The organism is Plantactinospora sp. B5E13 (assembly GCF_039871775.1).
Lineage (GTDB): Bacteria > Actinomycetota > Actinomycetes > Mycobacteriales > Micromonosporaceae > Plantactinospora.
In genome coordinates, this window is record NZ_JBDPLT010000070.1 from 1 (window position 1) to 17733 (window position 17733).

The 17733-nt window shown below is 66.5% G+C and carries 15 protein-coding genes and 2 pseudogenes; 11 read left to right on the forward strand and 6 right to left on the reverse strand.

Annotated elements, in window-relative coordinates:
• Window positions 1–122 (forward strand): annotated as a pseudogene (locus tag ABGB05_RS34645) (IS630 family transposase); the annotation flags it as partial.
• A 188-nt stretch (window positions 123–310) separates the two neighbouring features.
• Window positions 311–1117 carry an SAM-dependent methyltransferase gene (locus ABGB05_RS34650; protein WP_347658236.1) on the forward strand — a complete coding sequence of 269 codons (807 nt, stop codon included), beginning with the start codon at window positions 311–313 and terminating at the stop codon, window positions 1115–1117.
• A 250-nt stretch (window positions 1118–1367) separates the two neighbouring features.
• On the opposite strand, the gene ABGB05_RS34655 is transcribed toward ABGB05_RS34650, so the two are convergent.
• The gene (locus ABGB05_RS34655) at window positions 1368–1676 is read right to left on the reverse strand and encodes an integrase core domain-containing protein (protein ID WP_347658237.1); all 309 of its coding nucleotides are present in this window, start codon (window positions 1674–1676) and stop codon (window positions 1368–1370) included.
• A 5-nt stretch (window positions 1677–1681) separates the two neighbouring features.
• On the opposite strand from ABGB05_RS34655, the gene ABGB05_RS34660 reads away from it, so the two are divergent.
• Together ABGB05_RS34660 and ABGB05_RS34665 are read left to right on the forward strand one after the other, a co-directional pair.
• Window positions 1682–2188: a hypothetical protein gene (locus ABGB05_RS34660; RefSeq protein WP_347658208.1), complete on the forward strand. Its 507-nt coding sequence runs from the start codon at window positions 1682–1684 to the stop codon at window positions 2186–2188.
• Window positions 2189–2347: 159 nt separating this feature from the next.
• A complete protein-coding gene (locus ABGB05_RS34665) occupies window positions 2348–2779 on the forward strand; it encodes an integrase core domain-containing protein (protein ID WP_347658209.1) in 432 nt (143 codons plus the stop codon).
• 842 nt (window positions 2780–3621) lie between these two features.
• On the opposite strand, the gene ABGB05_RS34670 is transcribed toward ABGB05_RS34665, so the two are convergent.
• Window positions 3622–4029, reverse strand: coding sequence for a heme-binding protein (locus tag ABGB05_RS34670; RefSeq protein WP_347658211.1), 408 nt, complete (start codon window positions 4027–4029; stop codon window positions 3622–3624).
• Window positions 4030–4155: 126 nt separating this feature from the next.
• Between ABGB05_RS34670 and ABGB05_RS34675 the strand changes: the two genes are divergently transcribed.
• Window positions 4156–5046 (forward strand): helix-turn-helix transcriptional regulator, encoded by an 891-nt coding sequence (locus ABGB05_RS34675; protein WP_347658212.1) that lies wholly within the window; start codon window positions 4156–4158, stop codon window positions 5044–5046.
• Between the two features lie 543 nt (window positions 5047–5589).
• Here the strand turns inward: ABGB05_RS34675 and ABGB05_RS34680 are convergent.
• The 3 genes from ABGB05_RS34680 to ABGB05_RS34690 all read right to left on the reverse strand — a co-directional run bounded on the left by ABGB05_RS34680 (window position 5590) and on the right by ABGB05_RS34690 (window position 9770).
• Entirely contained in the window at window positions 5590–6063 is a 474-nt protein-coding gene (locus tag ABGB05_RS34680; protein WP_347658214.1) for a cupin domain-containing protein, read from the reverse strand.
• A 304-nt stretch (window positions 6064–6367) separates the two neighbouring features.
• The gene (locus ABGB05_RS34685; RefSeq protein ID WP_347658215.1) at window positions 6368–7474 is read right to left on the reverse strand and encodes an LLM class flavin-dependent oxidoreductase; all 1107 of its coding nucleotides are present in this window, start codon (window positions 7472–7474) and stop codon (window positions 6368–6370) included.
• Window positions 7464–9770 (reverse strand): LLM class flavin-dependent oxidoreductase, encoded by a 2307-nt coding sequence (locus ABGB05_RS34690; protein WP_347658217.1) that lies wholly within the window; start codon window positions 9768–9770, stop codon window positions 7464–7466. Before ABGB05_RS34690 ends, ABGB05_RS34685 begins: the two co-directional genes overlap by 11 nt.
• A gap of 598 nt (window positions 9771–10368) precedes the next feature.
• Here ABGB05_RS34690 and ABGB05_RS34695 point away from each other — a divergent pair.
• From ABGB05_RS34695 to ABGB05_RS34705, 3 genes are all read left to right on the forward strand, one after another.
• Complete coding sequence (locus ABGB05_RS34695; RefSeq protein ID WP_347658219.1) at window positions 10369–11535, forward strand: low temperature requirement protein A; 1167 nt, start codon at window positions 10369–10371, stop codon at window positions 11533–11535.
• Between the two features lie 756 nt (window positions 11536–12291).
• Window positions 12292–13152 (forward strand): SDR family NAD(P)-dependent oxidoreductase, encoded by an 861-nt coding sequence (locus ABGB05_RS34700; protein WP_347658220.1) that lies wholly within the window; start codon window positions 12292–12294, stop codon window positions 13150–13152.
• Between the two features lie 25 nt (window positions 13153–13177).
• Complete coding sequence (locus tag ABGB05_RS34705; RefSeq protein ID WP_347658222.1) at window positions 13178–13597, forward strand: nuclear transport factor 2 family protein; 420 nt, start codon at window positions 13178–13180, stop codon at window positions 13595–13597.
• A 1296-nt stretch (window positions 13598–14893) separates the two neighbouring features.
• On the opposite strand, the pseudogene ABGB05_RS34710 reads toward ABGB05_RS34705, so the two are convergent.
• A pseudogene (locus ABGB05_RS34710) lies at window positions 14894–14977 on the reverse strand (transcriptional regulator); the annotation flags it as partial.
• A gap of 134 nt (window positions 14978–15111) precedes the next feature.
• On the opposite strand from ABGB05_RS34710, the gene ABGB05_RS34715 reads away from it, so the two are divergent.
• The 3 genes from ABGB05_RS34715 (at window position 15112) to ABGB05_RS34725 (ending at window position 17468) form a co-directional block, all read left to right on the forward strand.
• Entirely contained in the window at window positions 15112–15522 is a 411-nt protein-coding gene (locus ABGB05_RS34715) for a heme-binding protein (protein ID WP_347658224.1), read from the forward strand.
• A 29-nt stretch (window positions 15523–15551) separates the two neighbouring features.
• Window positions 15552–16358, forward strand: a complete 807-nt coding sequence (locus ABGB05_RS34720) for an SDR family oxidoreductase (protein ID WP_347658226.1) — start codon at window positions 15552–15554, stop codon at window positions 16356–16358.
• A gap of 426 nt (window positions 16359–16784) precedes the next feature.
• Window positions 16785–17468 (forward strand): alpha/beta hydrolase, encoded by a 684-nt coding sequence (locus tag ABGB05_RS34725; protein WP_347658239.1) that lies wholly within the window; start codon window positions 16785–16787, stop codon window positions 17466–17468.
• Window positions 17469–17733 lie beyond the last annotated feature (265 nt).

The window sequence follows — 17733 nt, forward strand, 5'->3', positions numbered from 1 at the left end:
ACTACCTACGCGTGCACAACGACGACCCGAAACCATTCGTCTGGACCGCCACCGCCGAATCAATCCTGGCCAAGGTCCGACGTGGACGAGTCGCTCTCCAGCAAGCGGCAAGCCAAAACTGAGACAGAACACTAGCGCATTGATCATTGCCGCAGGCTGGACCAGCAGCCTACCGGACCGTTCGATATCGATCGATACCCTGGTGGGCCTCACGCAGTTGCCGTACCCGGGCACCCAGCTGGAGCCCGCCATGCCGTCGGAGCGCTGCCCCACTCGCATCACCGCGCCGTCGATGCGGCAGAATGCCTCCATGCCCGAGGATGAGGAGTACGCCTCAAACTCCAAACTGGACACCACGGTCCCGCACTCGGCGCGGATCTGGAACTACTGGCTCGGCGGCAAGGATCACTTCGCGGTCGACCGCGCCGCCGGCGACGAGGTGATCGCACACATTCCGGACATCCCCATCGGGGCCAAGGCCGAGCGAGCGTTCCTCAAGCGAGTGGTCAGGTTTCTCGTCGAGGATGCCGGCATCCGTCAGTTCCTCGACGTCGGCACCGGCCTTCCCTCGGCGGACAACACCCACGAGGTCGCGCAGTCCCTCGACCCGCACTGCCGGGTGGTCTACGTCGACAACGACCCGCTCGTCATGGTGCATGCGCGAGCACTCCTGACCAGCGCGCCGGGAGGCAGCTGCGACTACGTCGAAGCCGATCTGCGGCAGCCGGAGACGATACTCGCGTCCGCGCGGCAGACGCTCGACTTCTCGCAGCCGATCGGACTCATGCTCCTCGGCGTCGTCAACCACCTCATGGACGACGACGAGGCGTACGGTTCCGTCGCGCAGCTGGTGCAGGCGATGCCCGCCGGTAGCTACCTGGTGCTCACCCACTCCACCGCGGAGATCCACGGCGAGCCGATGCTGCGCGTGATGCGGGAAACCACCGAGCGCGGCGGCACGCCGATCCGCGCCAGGACGAAGACGGAACTCGAACGCTTCTTCGACGGGTTGGACCTGCTGGAGCCCGGCGTCGTCACGTGCTCGCGCTGGCGCCCCGACCCGGAGTCCGACGAACCAGAGGTCTACCTGTTCGGCGGTGTCGGCCGCATCGGCTGAGCTTCTCGACGCCGGTCACGCCACGAGGGCAACCTGTTCGCGGGCACGGGGGGATTGTGGTGCTGCGGTGTGGGGTTTGGCTGTCGGATGGAGGGGTTCCCTTCGGTGGGAAGGGGACTGTCCCGTACGGCTCGGGCTGGCCATGCCTGTGCTGTTCGATAACTCGGTTCCGGCTATGCGGCCTGCTCATACTCGTTGATCAACCTGTGGACCACCCTCCTGCGCCGTACTCGGACGGCACCCAGATCGGTCACCGGCGCTGGGGCCGTGTCTCGATCAGGTGGAGTTGTCCGCGGCCCTGATGCGGCCGATGCCCGTTGTAGTGCGTGAGGTAGGCGCCGAGCACCGCGAGCAGGTGCCGGGTGTTGTAGATCAGGATCCGGTCCAGGCATTCCCGCCGGACCGTGCTTACCCAGCGCTCCGCGAACGTGTTCGCCGGGGCGCCTGCGGTGGCGTCCGGAGCACCTCGACACTGATCGACCTGGAAGCCGCCGGTGGAGACGCGAAACCTCTCGGCTGGATCGCGATGTCCCGTCCGCGTCGAGCACTGCGCGACGATGAGGCGTGCTGTTTCGACTGGCGTACCTCGGCGTCACCAATACGCTCGCCCTACCACGGCTGCTGCCGATGAGTGACCGCGACAAGGACACACAGATCCTCGCACCGCGGCACCAGATCATGGTCCTGCAACGACAACCGCACAGTGACCGGGTCCGGTTCACCCCAGCCGACCGGGCGTGGCTGGCAGCCCTACTACACCCGCTACCGCGCGGCGTACTGAACCACCTGCGGCTACCGGTAAGACCGGACACGGTCCTGCGCTGGCACCGGGATCTGACCGCTCGCCGGCACGCCCGGCGTTCCCGGCCCCACCAGGCCGGACGGCCACGAACCGTCCGGTCGGTCCGCCGGCTGGTCCTGCGCCTGGCCCGGGAGAACAGCACCTGGGGATACCGCAGGATCCACGGCGAACTGCTCGTACTGGGCGTCAAGGTCGCCGCGTCCACCGTCTGGGAGATCCTCCACCAAGCGGGTGTCGATCCGGCACCCGAACGCACCACCAGCACGTGAGCCACGTTCCTGCGCACCCAGGCACAGGCCGTCATCGCCGCCGACTTCTTCGAGACGACCACGCTGACCGGGGCCCGCCTCTACGTCCTCGCGGTCATCGACCATGCCACCCGCCGGATCCGGATCCTCGGTGCGACCGCGCACCCGACCGCGGCGCGGGTGGCCCAGATCGCCCGCAACCTGGTCATGGACCTCGAAGACGCGGGCTGCCCGGTGAAGTACCTGATCCGCGACAGGGACGGCAAGTATCCGGCCGCGTTCGACACGATTCTCACCGACGCCGGCATCACCGTGGTACGCACCGGCGTCCGGATACCCCGGATGAACGCGATCATGGAACGCTGGGTACGGACCTGCCGCCGCGAACTCCTCGACCGGACACTGATCCTTAACCAGCGGCACCTACTGCATGCGCTGCACGAGTACGAGATCTTCTACAACGAGCACCGCCCGCATCAGCGCATCGCCAACGGCCGACCACTCACACCGCTACCCGAACCGATCACCGACCCGCACAGGCTCGACCGCCTGAACATCCGTCGTCGTGACCGCCTCGGCGGCATCCTGCACGAATACGAACATACGACCTGACCTGCCCGGACGACATTTTCGGCAGGTACACGGTTCACCCAGTCCCAGTGTCGCGTTGCGTGGCAATCTGGACGCGTTGCTGACCCGTAAAGGCCGGGGCATGGCTGATCCCAACCCGCGCGCTTCCACCAGGTGGTCGGGGCGTCCTCGCTGGGGAGTCAACGGATGCGAGTGTATGCCGCCAGCAGGGACGCTGTCTGCATGCCACACACACTCGCACCATTTTCATATCCAAACGAGACGAGCACCTCGGTCGGCGACGGCGCTCCGGCTGGCACCCGGGATCATGGTCCGAATCTTGATGTTGAACGGACAGATCTCGCCATCGAGCGCCTCGGCGAGGGCCTCCAGCGCGTGCTTGGTCGAAACCTACGGCCCAAAGTCGGCTGTGGTGAACAGCACGCCCACGGACGAGGTGAAGACCACCTTCCCCGGTCGCCCCTCGTTGATGATGTTACGGATGAACCTCTGAGCCAGCAACAGCGGCCCGAACATATTTGTCTCGCAATTCTTGCACAGCAGCTCGACCGGAATTCAGCTCACCGGCCCGGCCTCGCCGACGCCGGTGTTGCTGTACAGCACGCTGATCTCCTACATGAGTGCCGCCTCGACATCGTGGGGATCGAGAATGTCGAGCTCTTCGACGCGCGGACTCTGCAGGTCCAGTTCGGCGGCCTCTTTCCGCAACGCGGTTGTCTGCGGGCAGATCCGCACTGTGGCGATATCCTCATGACCCGCTTGGACCAAGCCGACGGCCGCCCTCCCACCGAATCCCGAACCCACCACCGTGACCAGATTGCACTCGCTGCTCGTCCCCTTACCTCCTTTCCTTACTGTTCGACTCAGACCATAAGCGCGCCGAGCGCGGCGGCCGCTGCTCGCGCGATCGCGTCATCCTGGACAACCGACCCTCCGGAGCCGTCGACCGAGCCGACGACGTCACCATCGACGGCCAGTGGACGTCCGCTGGCAAACCCGACCACCCCGCCGTTGCTGTCCGCCAGGACGAATGACGTTCTGCCCGGCCTGCAGAAGTCGAAGAGATCCTCCGAGTTCTGGATAAACGCCGACGTTCGGGCCTTGCTCATCTCCACGTTGATGAAGCCGAACAACGGCTCATCCGTACAGGCGAAGGCGTCCAGGTTGACGCCGGCATCCAGGACGTTGATGTTAACCGAGATCGACATCTCGGTCGCCCTCGCGACGCCGGTGGCCAATATTTGTTCGGCATTCAACGAGAGCATTGACATGCGTGTAGTTGACGTCATGGCCGTGAACCGTGGAAGGAGTGAGTTCACCCCTGGTACCGCCACGACCATAGGTATCCCAGTACCACCCTGCGCCGCCGTGCGGTGGTCGCGATGAGGAGCAACGCGATGCTCAGGGACTTCCTCCGCTCACGCCGGGCACGGGTGGCGCCGGAAGACGCGGGCGTGCCGCTGGGGGCGAACCGCCGCCGTGTTCCCGGTCTCCGGCGCGAGGAGGTGGCCCAACTGGCGGGGATCAGCGTGGACTACTACGTCCGCTTCGAGCAGGGCCGTTGCCCGAACGTGTCGAGCGCGTTGCTGGAATCGGTCGCCAGGATTCTGCGGCTCACACCCACCGAGTACGCGTATCTGTGCACGCTCGTCCAGGCCTCGGCCACTCGCGCTCGTGCAACCCCGTCCAGGACCGGCGACCCGCAACTGAGCAACGGAATGCGGCTACTGCTGGACAACCTCTCCACACCGGCGATCGTCGTCGGGCGGCTACTCGAACTCCTCGCCGTCAACGAGCCCGCACGCGCCCTCTTCCACGGCTTGGAAGCCCACGGAAACTACCTACGTTGGCTACTGTCGGGTCCGGCGAGCAACCTGGCCTGCGCGGACTGGAGCGCCGCGGCCTACGAGGCGGTCGCCATGCTGCGCTTCGACGTCGCCCGCCATCCCCACGATCCGACTGTCGCCGCGTTCGTCGACGAACTCACCGCGACAAGTTCCGAATTCCGCCGGGTCTGGGCGGGTCATGAGGTTGATCCGGGCTGGGATCGCCGACGTCGCTACCGTCATCCCCTGGTCGGTGAGATCGTGTTGCACAGTAAACGCCTCGACGTTCCGGACGAACCCAATCACACACTCTTCACCTACAGTGTGGTCCTTGACTCGTCCTCGGATGCTGCCCTTCGTCGACTGACCCGGGCCACCCGGACGGCCGTGGGTCATTATTCGGATCTATCAGAAATGAACGGCTTTCCCACAGTTCCTGAGCCGTCGACCGCTGGTAGGTGAAGTGCGATAGGAGGCCAGTCGGTCGGTGGCGCGGGTGTGGATGCGCGTCGAAGCTGGCTTCCGACAGCTCGTCGCTCGGGCTCGCGGCCGCCGGTCGAGCGCGAGGCCGAGCACGTCACGGGGTGATTCTGGCCGTGGGGACGCCGCTCGCATCTGTGGGTCCCGGCGGACGGTCACCAGTCAACTCTCGGTGCCGCTCGGACCATGGTCGGAGTGCAGGGGCTGCTACAGATGGACGGCCCCGAGCCGGTGAGGCTGACATAGGTGCGCCCGGGCCGGTTTGCATCAACAGACACCCGCCCCGCCGGTTCGCCGCAGACACCTCGGCGGCTCGTTCGGCCGAACGGCACGGATCGGAACCACCGAACGCAGGGGGCCGGGGGCGGCGACGCACGGCTCGCCGCCGTGACTCTGAAGACTGGTGCACGTCACCGGTTGGAATGCGGTGCCGGATGCGGTCACGACCCGACCCGATCGGGCCGTGACCGCACACCGGCTCAACGCGGGGCAGGCGTGTCGCCGTGGCTGTGGCAGGTATACCCGTTACTTCCAGTCGTTGCTGTCCGGAAGAAGGATCATGTGGTGAGCGGTCAACGCATCCGCCAGCGCGGAGAACTTCTCCTCACTCCAGTGAGGTGGCAGCTTGCCGGAGGGGTCCGGGTCCTCTCCATACTTCAGGAAGAATTCCTCGGCGCCCGCCGGGCTGTAGAAGACAAGCAGCCTGGACGGCTCCGTACTGATGTTCTTGAAGCCGTGCCGCGTACCACGGGGAATGTAGATGAAGTCGCCGGCGGCGGCGTCGAAGGTCTGGTTGCCGTTGATGAATTTGAACTCGCCAGAGACGACATAGAACGCCTCATCCTCGGCCCCGTGGGCGTGCGGCAGGTTGCCGAACCCGGGTGAGACCTCACCCTCCATCAAGCTGAGCTTGCCGTCGGTCTGCTTGCCCGTGGCCTTGACGGTGAAGGTTTCCTGACCACCATTGATCAGTTTGGTGATTCCCTCGGAGCTGCGCACCACGAAACCGTTGGCAGCGCTCCAGACCGGATCACTCTTGTCCGGAAGTGGAAGATCCAGATTGATGATAATTTCCTACCTTACTGTGAGAATTTGATACGGCTAGGGCTCGAAGTGGCGCCAGCGCTGCGTTGAATCGCGTACCCCGCCGGTCGGTGTAGTAGTAAGGAACCTTTTGACGTACGCCGCAGGTCGACAGCCACCGAAGGCGGTGGCGATCGGCCGCGGCCGCCAATCCGCCGGGGTCCGTGGCGGACAGCACCCGAACCGGCGGCCCCGCCGTGGTCGGATCCGGCAGCGGTGGTCATACCCGTTCGGTCTCCCTCGTGGGTAGGCTCGCCAAACTTCCGGGGTAGGTAAAGGTCGGGACGGCGAGTTCGCGCCTGAGCACCGGGGCCACGTCGTTGGCGAGTCGCTCGACGGCTCCGAGCAGTTGTGCTCGAGGCATGCCGCCGAAGCCGACGTGCAGCATCAGCCGGCTGATGCCGTACACCTCGTGGTAGGCGGCGACCTTGTCAACCACCTCCTGCGCGCTGCCCACGACCAGGGCGCCCCGTGGCCCGGTGAACGTGTCGAACCGCTCCGGACTGAGCACAAACCCATGTCCGCGCTGATGGTTGTTGTCCCGAAACCCCGCGGTGAAGTACGGATACATGGTCCGACGCGCTTCCTGGCTGGTTGTACCGACGTACCCCTGCACGCTCAACCCGACCCGCAGGCCGGCCGCGTCGTGTCCGGCCCGCTCGGCCGCCCGCCGGTAGAGCTCAACGTTGCGCGACGCCTGGTCGACGGCGCCGACCAGCACGCCGAGCATCATGGGCAGTCCTCGGTCACCCGTGTCCATCGCCGAGGTCGGCGTCCCGCCCACCCCGACCCAAACCGGCAACTCCTCCTGCACCGCTCGCGGGGCGATGTCCGCCTCACGCAGCGGCGGGCGGAAGCGCCCGCCCGACCAGGTGAGCGGGTTCGCCTCACGGATCCTCAGAAGCAGGTCGAGCTTCTCGCGGAACAGGTCCGCGTAGTCGGTGAGGTCGTAGCCGAAGAGCGGGAAGGATTCGGTGTACGAACCGCGACCGGCGATGATCTCCGCCCGGCCGCCGGAAAGCAGATCGAGCGTGGCGAACTGCTCCCAGACCCGGACCGGGTCGTCGGAGCTGAGCACCGTGACGGCACTGCTCAGCCGGATCCGAGCGGTGTGCTCGGCCATCGCCGCCAGAACCACCGGTGGCGCGGTCGCGACGAAATCAGAACGGTGGTGCTCCCCCACGCCGATCACGTCTAGGCCGCCCTGGTCGGCGACCTCGGCGAGCTCAACGAGGTCACGCAGCTGCTGACGGGGTTCGGGCAGCCGGCCCGTGGTCGGATCGGCAGTCAGCTCGCCGAACGTGATCAGCCCGATCTCAATCGGCATGGTCGGTCTCCTTTCCCGCACCGGCGGGTGTTGCCGGCGGAATGGGGAAGTTGCGGTTGAAGACGTTGTCGGGGTCGTAAGTGGCCTTGAGTTGCCGGAGCCGGCCGAGGGTAGGTTCGGGAAACGCATCCAGCAGCCGCTTCGGGTCGGTGTCGGTTTCGAAGCTGAGATACATGCCGTCGAGCTGCGGGTACAGCTCGGCCCAGTACTTGTCGAGCTGTGGCAGGTGCTCCGGCGAGGTGGCGGCGAGTACCGAGAAGTTCTGCGTCCGGTGCGGGTAGGCGGTCGCGTCACGAGGTACGTCGTTGACCGCGCCGCCGACCGAGCGGAGTTGGACGGCGAGCACGTCGCCGGAGTGGACCATGGTGTGCAGGGTGGCCGCCGATTCGGTGGTGATGTGGTGTAGCAGCCCGCTGTGGGTGTTCTCGATGCCCTGCCCGTGGTGTCGGTTGTGGGGTGGTGCGACGATCGCCGCGTACGGTGCCAGTTGTGCCTGTTGGTCAAGGACCGGACCGATCTCCAGAAACGGGGTCAGCGCGGCCTGGGCCGCATCAACGTCGTCCCTGGCATAAACCAGGGTCACCTGGGCGACCGGGCTCGTGCGTCGACGGCTCGGGTAGATGGACAGAAAGCTGGTGAGTTCCCGCGGCGCGTTTTCGACCAGCCGTCCCCAACGCCGCAACACCTCAGCCGTGTCGGACGCGTCGATGGCGAGGTGGGCGTAGACGACGGAGTCGACCTCGTACGCCTCAATTTCGAGAGCGGTCACGATGCCGAAATTGCCGCCAGCGCCGCGGATCGCCCAGAACAGGTCGGGGTGATTCGCGGCATCGACGCGTGCGAGGGTGCCGTTCGCGAGGACGATTTCGGCGGCGAGAATGTGGTCGATGGTGAGGCCGTAGCTACGGGCCAGGTATCCGATCCCGCCGGTGGTGGCGAGCCCGCCGACGCCGACGTCGCCGTAGTCACCGGAGCTGATCGCCAGGCCGTATGGGGCCAGGGCCTGGGCGACGTCGCCCCATCGGGCGCCTGGTTCGAGGCGAACCCGCCGGCTCGCCCGGTCGAGTACCTCCACCTTGTCGAGTCGGCACAGGTCGATAAGGATGCCGCCGTCGTTGGTGGAGCGGCCGCTGATGCCGTGCCCGCCGCTGCGTACCGAGATCGACACAACCTGACTGCGGGCGTAGCTCAGCGCGTCGGCCACCTCGGCGGCGGTGCCTGGGCGTAGCACCAGCGCCGGTGACCCCGGGCGGGTGTAGTTGTGCCGCACCCGATCGTAGTCCGGGTCGCCGGGCTCGACGGCCTGCCTGGCTAGCGTCGTGGGCAGGCCGTCGTAGTCGATGCCGGGCTGGCGCTTGGCCAGAGCGACGCTCGACCGGGCAGGCCCGGTCGGAGTTCCGGCGGTCGCCCGCTCGCGGGCGACCGCCTCCCGCAGCGCGGGGGCGACCTCCTGTCCGAAGGTCTGGATCAGGCGCGGGTCGTCGCGGCCGATCAGGAAGGCCGTGAACCCCTCCTGGAGTACGAGCGGGAGGAGTTGGTCGACCCACTGCTCGGGCGGGCCCTGGAGGAACCCCCTGCTGTTGGATGAGATGTCGACCTGGAACAGGTTGAGCAGCCGACGGATCTGTCGCGGATCACGTCCCGCCGCCACCGCCGCCTCGTCGATGAGGCGATTGGCAGTGTTGCGGTCCGGTGACCGGAGGTATTCCAGGGTCGGCAGCCAGCCGTCGGCGGTCTGGCCGGTCAACGCCAGCATCCGGGGCTGATAGGCGCCGAGCCAGATGTTGATGTGGTGGGCCGGCGCCGGGCCGCGTCGCATACCAGGAATCCGGTAGTACTTGCCGTCGCTGCGCAGTAGTCCGGGCGAGGTGTCATCCCAGACACCACGCAGAATCTCGATCGCCTCGCGCAGCGCTGTCACGCCCTGTCCCGCGGTGAGTCGGCGACCACCCATGCCCTCGACGCCGTCCCAGAAGGCGCCAGCTCCGAGACCGAGTTCGAACCGGCCACCGGAGAGCAGGTCCAGACTCGCGGCGGCCCGGGCCAGAACCGCCGGTGGGCGCAACGGCAGGTTCAGCACGTTCGCGGAAACCCGCAGCCGCCGTGTGCGGGCGGCGACCCAGCTCAACAATGTCCACGTGTCGAAAAAGTCCGGGTTGTACGGATGGTCCTGGAAGGTGACCAGATCCAGGCCCGCCGCCTCGGTCAGCTCGGCCAGCGCCACCACCTGGCCCGGCGCCTGCGCCGTTGGTGTGACGAACGTGCCGAACAGGAGATCGTGGCCATAATCAGACATTGCCCCACTTCCCTCTACCATCGTTCGTCCTACATAAGGTCTTAGCTCAGATCTTTTGTTCCACAACTCGTCTTTGGATCGACGAGAGAGTGCCATGGACGTCGCGTTCGCCACGGCCGAGGGCAGGGCGACACGCATCGTGGCTGCCCAGGGACGCCTTGCGGATCTTTCGGCGGCTGCGGCTGCCCAGGGAGGCGATCGTCACACCCGTTGCGGACGGCGCCTGCACGACGTCGTCCCGGCCGCCGCCCAGCCGTAGCCGTCCGGCCGGCGAACCTGACCGCCGGATGGCCACCGATAAGGTGGCCCAGCCTGGGCGCCGTTCGCATCCGTAACAGCCCTAGCGTTGGGCTGGCCGCCATCCTTGTGCCGTCCGGCGCAGCGGACGCGGGCAGGCGATGACTGACCATACGGACACGGACAGGTGCCTTCGCCAGCCCGGCACAGCCCTCGCACACACCCATTCACTGGTGATGCACGGCTAGGGCCTCACGGATGCGAGGCCAACCGCCAACAGCCACAGTCGCATAATGGTCGTCATCCGCTACTTGCGGGGAAAGGCACATTTGGTCAGCCCTACGGAGAGAGCCCACCCACCATGACGCAGGTACGTACGGCTTGGCAGTGGCGCAACGCACACCGGGCGCCGGCCAATCGGGTGACGATGGTCGAGATCTTCTTCGATCTCGTTTTCGTCCTGACCCTGACCCAGCTCACCCGGATGCTCGAGGCGGACCTCTCGCTCACCGGGGTGGGCCGAGTTCTACTGCTCTTCGGGATCCTGTGGTGGATGTTCGACGGGTACGTGTGGCTGCCCAACCATGTGCCGCCTCAGCAACCGGTGCAGAAGCTGCTGCTGTTCACGGCGATGGCAGGCTTCCTCATCGCCGCCGTAGGAATGCCACACGCCTTCGGGGAAACCGGGCTCGTCTTCGCGATGGGCTACCTCGTAGTGATCTGCGTGCACCTGCTCATGTTCACCCAGGCCGACCTCGGCAGGGCCCTCCGCCGGCTGGCGGCGTACAACCTCGGCTCAGCTTCGCTGGTGCTCGCTGGCGGGTTAGCCCACGGCACCGTCAGGTACGGGCTGTGGATGGCCGCGCTCGCGCTGCAGATGGTCATTCCCTACTTGGTGCCGCGCCTGTCCTGGATGAGTCTGGTCTCCTCGTTCCGGATCGAACCTGCGCATTTCGTGGAGCGGCATGGGCTTCTTGTGATCATCGCGTTGGGCGAATCAGTTGTGGCTATCGGGATGGGTGTGGACGGCGAGCACCTCACCGCAGGCATCGTCGCGGCTGTGGTCCTGGCACTGGCGTTGCCCGTCGCCTTGTGGGCGGCATACTTCACTGACGCCGGCGGCACCGAGGCCGCGCTGGCCGTCACCGAGCCTGGCCCGCGGGCGCGGCTGGCGCTGCGGATGGGCTTCGCGCACGTACCGCTCATGCTGGGCGTCGTGATCGCCGCCGCGGGTATTCACTCGGTGGTGGCGCACCCGGGCCATCCGTCTACCTCGGCAGCAGCGCTGGCGCTCTCCGGAGGCGTCGTCGTGTTCCTCGCCGGGATCGCCGAGATCCGCCACTCGCTGCGCATTGTTCCCGTACGCACAAGGCTCGTCACGGCGGTCGCGGTGCTCGCCATGATGCCGATCGGTGTCGCCGTAAACGCCGGGCTACACCTGGCTGCGGTGGTCGCGGTCGTGGTGGCGATGCTGGCGGTCGACCGCCACGCGGCCCGGACGCTCGGCCGGCCGTCGGATGGGCCCTAACCGTCGCCGAGCGGGGCGGGCGCAGCTGCCGATGTGGTTGGTCGACGCTACGGTGGTGTCGGGCGGGCATCGATTCAGCCGAAGCCTGCACGGACCTGGACCCGGAATGTGCCCGTCCCCGAGCCGCTGCCCTGTCCACCTTGCTCGTGATTGCCGCGCGGTACCAAACGCGCGATGCAGATCGGCCGACCCTGACGCGGGCATTGGCACCGATGTCCGCGATTCGCCTCGCCGCCGTCAATGATCATCGCTGCCAGATCGACCAGGGCCCGACCCCTATCATGCACCGGCCACCGGCCACCGGCCACCGGCCACCGGCCAGCCCCGCCGACAGCGCCCCAGTCAGCCTGGCCCGATCGGCCAGCAACCGCGGCAGCGCCGCACCGACGTGCGGCACCACACCCGACCCGCCCGCGGTGGCCCGCAGATCCTTCGACCACGCCGTAAGCTGCACCTCGGAAGTGGCCCCATCGAAGAGAAACCCGTAGATGTCGCAATCACAGGTTTCCTTGCAGGGTAGGCACCTCCGCTCATCTACAGGCCGACCAACAGCGCAGCCCGGCGATCACCGTGAATCACCCAGGCTAGGGCCTGTACGGATGCGATTGGCAACGTGGCCAGGCGACGCTGGCAGCGGCACGGCGGATGACGGAACCACGTCGCCCAGCCAGGTCAGCGGAGGTAGCCTCGGCGCTGTCGGAGGACGAGCATCGAGGACGGAATCACGAGATCAGGGACGCGTTGGAAGGCCGAGCCGTGCGAACACACCCGATTGTCGGACGCGCCGAAAAGGTGGATGCGATCCGCGACACGAACATCGTGTTGACTGGCGCGACAACCGGGATCGGCCGTGCCACCGCGCTGACGATCGCAGACCGAGCCGGTCGTCTGATCCTCCACGGCCTGGAACAGGAGCACGAGGTCGCGGACCTGCTGCATACGGTGCGGTCGACGATGCGTCCCGATGCCGAGCTGATCTATTTCACGGCCGACTACAGCGACCTCGCCACGGTCGTGAGGCTCGCCCGGCAGATCCGTTCGGCCACCGACAGGATCGACCTCCTCATCAACAATGCCGCGCGGCCTGGGCCGCCCACCCGGACGGTCAGTGGGGCCGGCGCGGAGGTCACGTTCCAGACCAACTACCTGGCTGCGGTCCTCCTGACGACCAGGCTCATCGACTTGGTCGGTGACGGTTATGCAGGGCGGATCGTCAACGTCGCATCCGCCACGCACCTTTCAGCGGCGCTGCTCCTGGACGACCTCGACCTGGCCCGCCACGCATACTCGCCATCGACCGCGTACGCGCACTCCAAGCTCGCGCTGGTCGCCTACTCCTGCTGGTTGGCCGCGCATCGACCCAGCCGGTCACTTGACGTCGTCAGCATGCACCCGGGGGTGATCTCGACCCGGCTGTTGCACGCCATGTTCTCCATCGCCGGCGATCGGCCCGAACATGCGGCGGCCAACCTCCGGTACGTCGCCTTCCGCCGCGATGACAATGGCACCTACTACGACGAACGGAACCCCCAGCCGCCCAACCCGCAGGCGTCCGATCGGGCGACGCAGGACCGCCTGCACGAGATCACGTCCCGTACCCTCCACGACCTCATCTGATCCGCGAGCCGAAGGAAACCAGCACATGAAATCCAACCACGAGATCGTCGCCGACGCCTTCGCCGCGTGGACGGCCGGGACCGGATACATCACGAGCATCTTCGCACCCGACATGCGCTGGGAGATTGTCGGCAGATCGGCTGCCTCCGGCACATACGACAGTACTGAGCAGTTCGTCCACGAGGTTCTGCACCCCTTCGGCGCCCGATTCAGCACAGACGCACCCTTCCGCCCGGTCACCATCCGCGCCATCTACGCCGACGACGAGCAGCGCACGGTCGCTGTGGTGTGGGACGGTGAAGGCATCACCGGTGCCGGTACGACATACCGGAATACCTACGCCTGGTTCATGACCCTTGAAAACGGCAAGGTGATCGACGGCACAGCCTTCTACGACAGCATCGCCTTCAATGAACTGTGGGAGACCGTCAGCCCCGCCCCATAGCAGGCTCGTCACGATGTTCGCACGCTGCCGGCGGCAGTGGCTCTCGCCTCGGCACTGCAGGACGCTCGTGGTCATGCCAGCAGCGCGGACCGCTACTCGGCACCGGCTCGCCGGACTTCGTCGGCCCGGCCGCACGCGCCGCGCGTCGCCAGGCTTCCGCCCCTCGGGCCGCACCCGGCTCAGGGGATTCCGGTGGCGGATCTGACACTGCGGGATTCCGGGGTAGGGCCCCGAAACCACAGGTACGTGCCCCACCCCTTCGGGATCAACGGCAGGCGCCGCCCACCCGATAACGCCAGGCCGCTGGCCAGGCAACATATGCGGCCAGCAGGCGCTGAACCTGCTGCCGCCGGTGCACGACAACGGCGTGCCAACGTCGAACGGGGAACCGAGTCCGAGACGGCACAATTGCTCATCGTCTGTGCCCGCGGCGAGGCGGCTTCACCGGCCTGCTCCTCGGCTCGATCTGTCACACGGGCCTGCACCACGCCGACTGCCCCATCGCCGTCATTCGGTAGGAGTGGGGCTACTGACGTTTTCTTGGGTGGCTTTCATGATCGCCCAGGGAGTGGTGGCAGAGTCCGCCACGGTGGAGGTCGGCCGTGGTGACAAACATGGAGGTGTAGCAGCCGCGGCCGCAGCGGGTCAGTACCCCTTTGACCGCGACGACCTGCCGGAACTGGTTCCTTGCATATAGGCCCGGTACGGCGGCTATGTTGCTGGCCTGGATCGACGCCAGGGTGGCATTCCTCTCGGACAGGCTCCCGGGATTGCGTCACAGCGCCCCACGGGCGCCTTTGATCTGCTGTGACTCGCCGGCGCAACGACCTTTGCCGCCGAGTGCGGTCTTCCATCTCTACCCGCGCACCGTGTCCAGGTCGTCGGTGCCCCACGCAACCACGTCATCGCGATCCAGATGACAACGGTGCGCAACCACCGGTTTTCCGCCGCCGCGTGGTAGTAGAGGGCAAGCTGCACCGCACCCACCACGAGTACGCGACCACCAGGGTCAGCCGTACGTTCACGTCACGACCGCGCCGCCCGCCGTCGGGCATCACGATGTCGCCTAGAAAAATGGCAGCCATCGCGATAACCATGCCGACCCGGACGACACCCGGTCGCTGTGGGTCTCGTTACCTAAGCCAGGTGTAGGACGACCAGCGTAGGTAGTAGTTTCTGCGGCTTCCGGGCCGCCGAGCACCGCGCGCTGGTTCGTTCACGGCGAGGAAATCGAGTAGCCGGCCGAAGACGAACGCAGGGTGGAAAGGCTCCCGATCAGGTGCAATCCGGCAACAGCCCCTGCTCGAGGCGAACGTACTGGTCCACGCTGACGCCTATGAGATGCTCAACTTCTTCCCGCTGTATACCTGACAATCGGCGTGATGTCGGGCACGAGCAGCACGAGCGCCTCGTCGCGCGCAGCAAAGGGTGGTACTGGCGCACCTAGGGTGGCGCCGGTCCGAGGGTAAAACGCATCCCTTCCGCGCCTGAACGCCCTGCCGTTGACTACAGGCATGTCAATGCTCTCGTTGGACGAGGCCGAGCGGGTAATAACCGCAGGCGTCGTCAGAGCGGCTGAGTTGTCGGTCGCGGTCAACATCGCTGTCCTGGATGCTGGGGCCAACCTGAAGGCCTTCGTCCGCATGGATAGCGCCCTGTTGGGCTCCATCGACATTGCAATGGGTAAGGCCCGGACGTCGGCGCTGTTCCAGATGCATTCAGAGGCGCTCTTCGATTTTTGCAAGCCGGGCGGAACGTCGTTCGGCTTGGAGAACAGCAACGGCGGGCTGGTTGTGTTCGCCGGCGGGCGTCCGTTGGTCGTCGTCGATGATGTCGTCGGAGCGGTTGGCGTGTCCGGAGGATCAGTGGCCCAGGACGACGCGATCGCGCAAGCAGCGGCCGCAGCACTCAGCGCAGTGGTTTGAGTCAAACACCAGAGGAAGGGAACACAAAATTGAGCAGCAAGCGAATTCTCATCACGGGTGCAGGCTCCGGGTTCGGCGAGGGAGCGGCCATCGGCCTGGCCCGGGCCGGTCACGAGGTGATCGCCACCACGCAGATCTATCCCCAGGTCACCGCGCTGCGACAGAAGGCCGCCGACCTGGGTCTGGGCAACCTTCGAGTCCAGAAGCTCGACATCCGCGACCCGTACGATGTCGAGGCGGCGCTCAAGTTCGACATCGACGTGCTGTTCAGCAACGCCGGCATCGGTGAGGCCGGACCGGTCAGCGAGATCCCGGTCGACCTGCTGCGCAACAACTTCGAAACGAACGTGTTCGCGCCGCTGAACCTGGCGCAGAAATTCATCCGCAAGTTCATCGACGAGGGTCGCCCGGGGAAGGTCGTCTTCACCTCGTCTATGGGCGGGCTGTTCACTCCGGCCGGATTCGGACCGTACGTGTCGACCAAGCACGCGCTGGAATCCCTCGCAGAGGCCCTCGACGGCGAGCTGCGTCCGTTCAACATCAAGGTCCAGACCGTGAACCCGGGCGCGTACCTGACCGGGTACAACGAGACGATGGCGGAGACCGCGTTCAGGTGGCTGGACGACAGCAAGAACTTCAACAAGCGCGCCGACGTGCAGGCCGGCTTCGATGCCCTCATCGGTGTTCCCGAGGGACAGCTTGACCCGCAGGAAATGATCGATGCGATGATCCGCATCGTGCCGAGCGACACCGGCAAGTTCCGCAACGTCGTACCAGCTGCCGTCGAGCAGATGCTCAAGGAAAGCCAGCAGGCAGCCTGGACCCACACGGTATAGCGGCACCCGGCGCATCGGCACCGATAGGTCGCTGATCACCGGGATAACTGCCTCGTCCAGATAGGGGGGGCGGTGCGAGTGCGTATGGCATGCAAGGCACAACTCTGCTGGCCGTACGCACTCGCATCCGTGGCATCCCCGCTGTGAAGGCCCAGGCGCTCGGCGCGGATCGCGTGCCGCAGCATCAGCCGGCGCTGGCGGTCACTGGCCGGGGCATGCCCGCAAGCTGACCGCTCGACGCGATACCCAGCCACGCCCCACAGTACCGCCCCGGTATTGGTGCCACCGCCGAACCCCACCCTTTGCTCATGAGTCTCGCACAAACCGATCCCAGGCGTGGTGCGAAGCCCCTTTTCCGACACATTCCTGACCGACTGCCTCAAGGAAGTGCGTCGATGCTCGCCGCCCGTAGATGGAGAAATACAAATGAGCACTCACCATCCCACCCTGCTTCTCGTGCACGGCGCCTGGCACCGACCGGAGACATGGGACCGGCTACGTTCGGAACTCGATGCCCGGGGCTACCAGAGCCGGACGGTGAAACTGCCCACCACGGGCCCGAACCCGCGCGGCGGTATGCACGACGACGCCGCGGTCGTCCGTGCGGCGATCGAGGACATCGACGGCCCAGTTGTCGTCGTCGCGCATTCGTATGGCGGCATCCCGGTCAGCGAGGGCGCCACCGGCCTGCCGAAGGTGCAACACCTCGTTTACCTGGCCGCGTACCAACTGGACCAGGACGAGTCGATGTTCAGCTTCCACGGCGTGCCCGAGCCGGAGGATAAGGAGGGGCTGTTCCCGATCATCGCCGATCCCCGGAACTCGCTCTACGCGGACGTGCCGGACGCCGAGGCCGAGCACGCCGTGAGCCGGCTGGTCGATCAGCGGCTGCGGGCGTTCACCGATCGCGTCGGCGTGGCGGCGTGGCACAAGATCCCGTCGACCTACATCATCATGGACCAAGACAAGGCGATCCCCGTGCCGGAGCAGGAGCGGATGGCCGTCCGGGCGGGAAACATACGGCGGATGTCCTCCAGTCACTCACCGTTTCTGTCCCGGCCCGCCGACCTGGCCGCGCTGCTCGACGAGGTCATCACCGGCCGCGCCTGACAGCCCGGGTCGAGAAATGGCGCCAATCAACTGGGCGCGAACGGTGGCTCGGTCCTCCGCCCAGTTTCTACGTGCCGAAGCGCGGCCCGCAGTTCGCCGGCGGGGCCGACGCGGTCGCGTCCCCCGGCTGGATACGGCTCTCGGCCCTGCAAAGCGACCCTGATCGGCCTGCCGACACCCGGCCGCCCAGCGCTAGCGGTCCGCCAGCGCCGCGAGGAAGACCAGCGGGCGGGCCTGATCCGCCCATGCTCGCTTTGCCGCGACT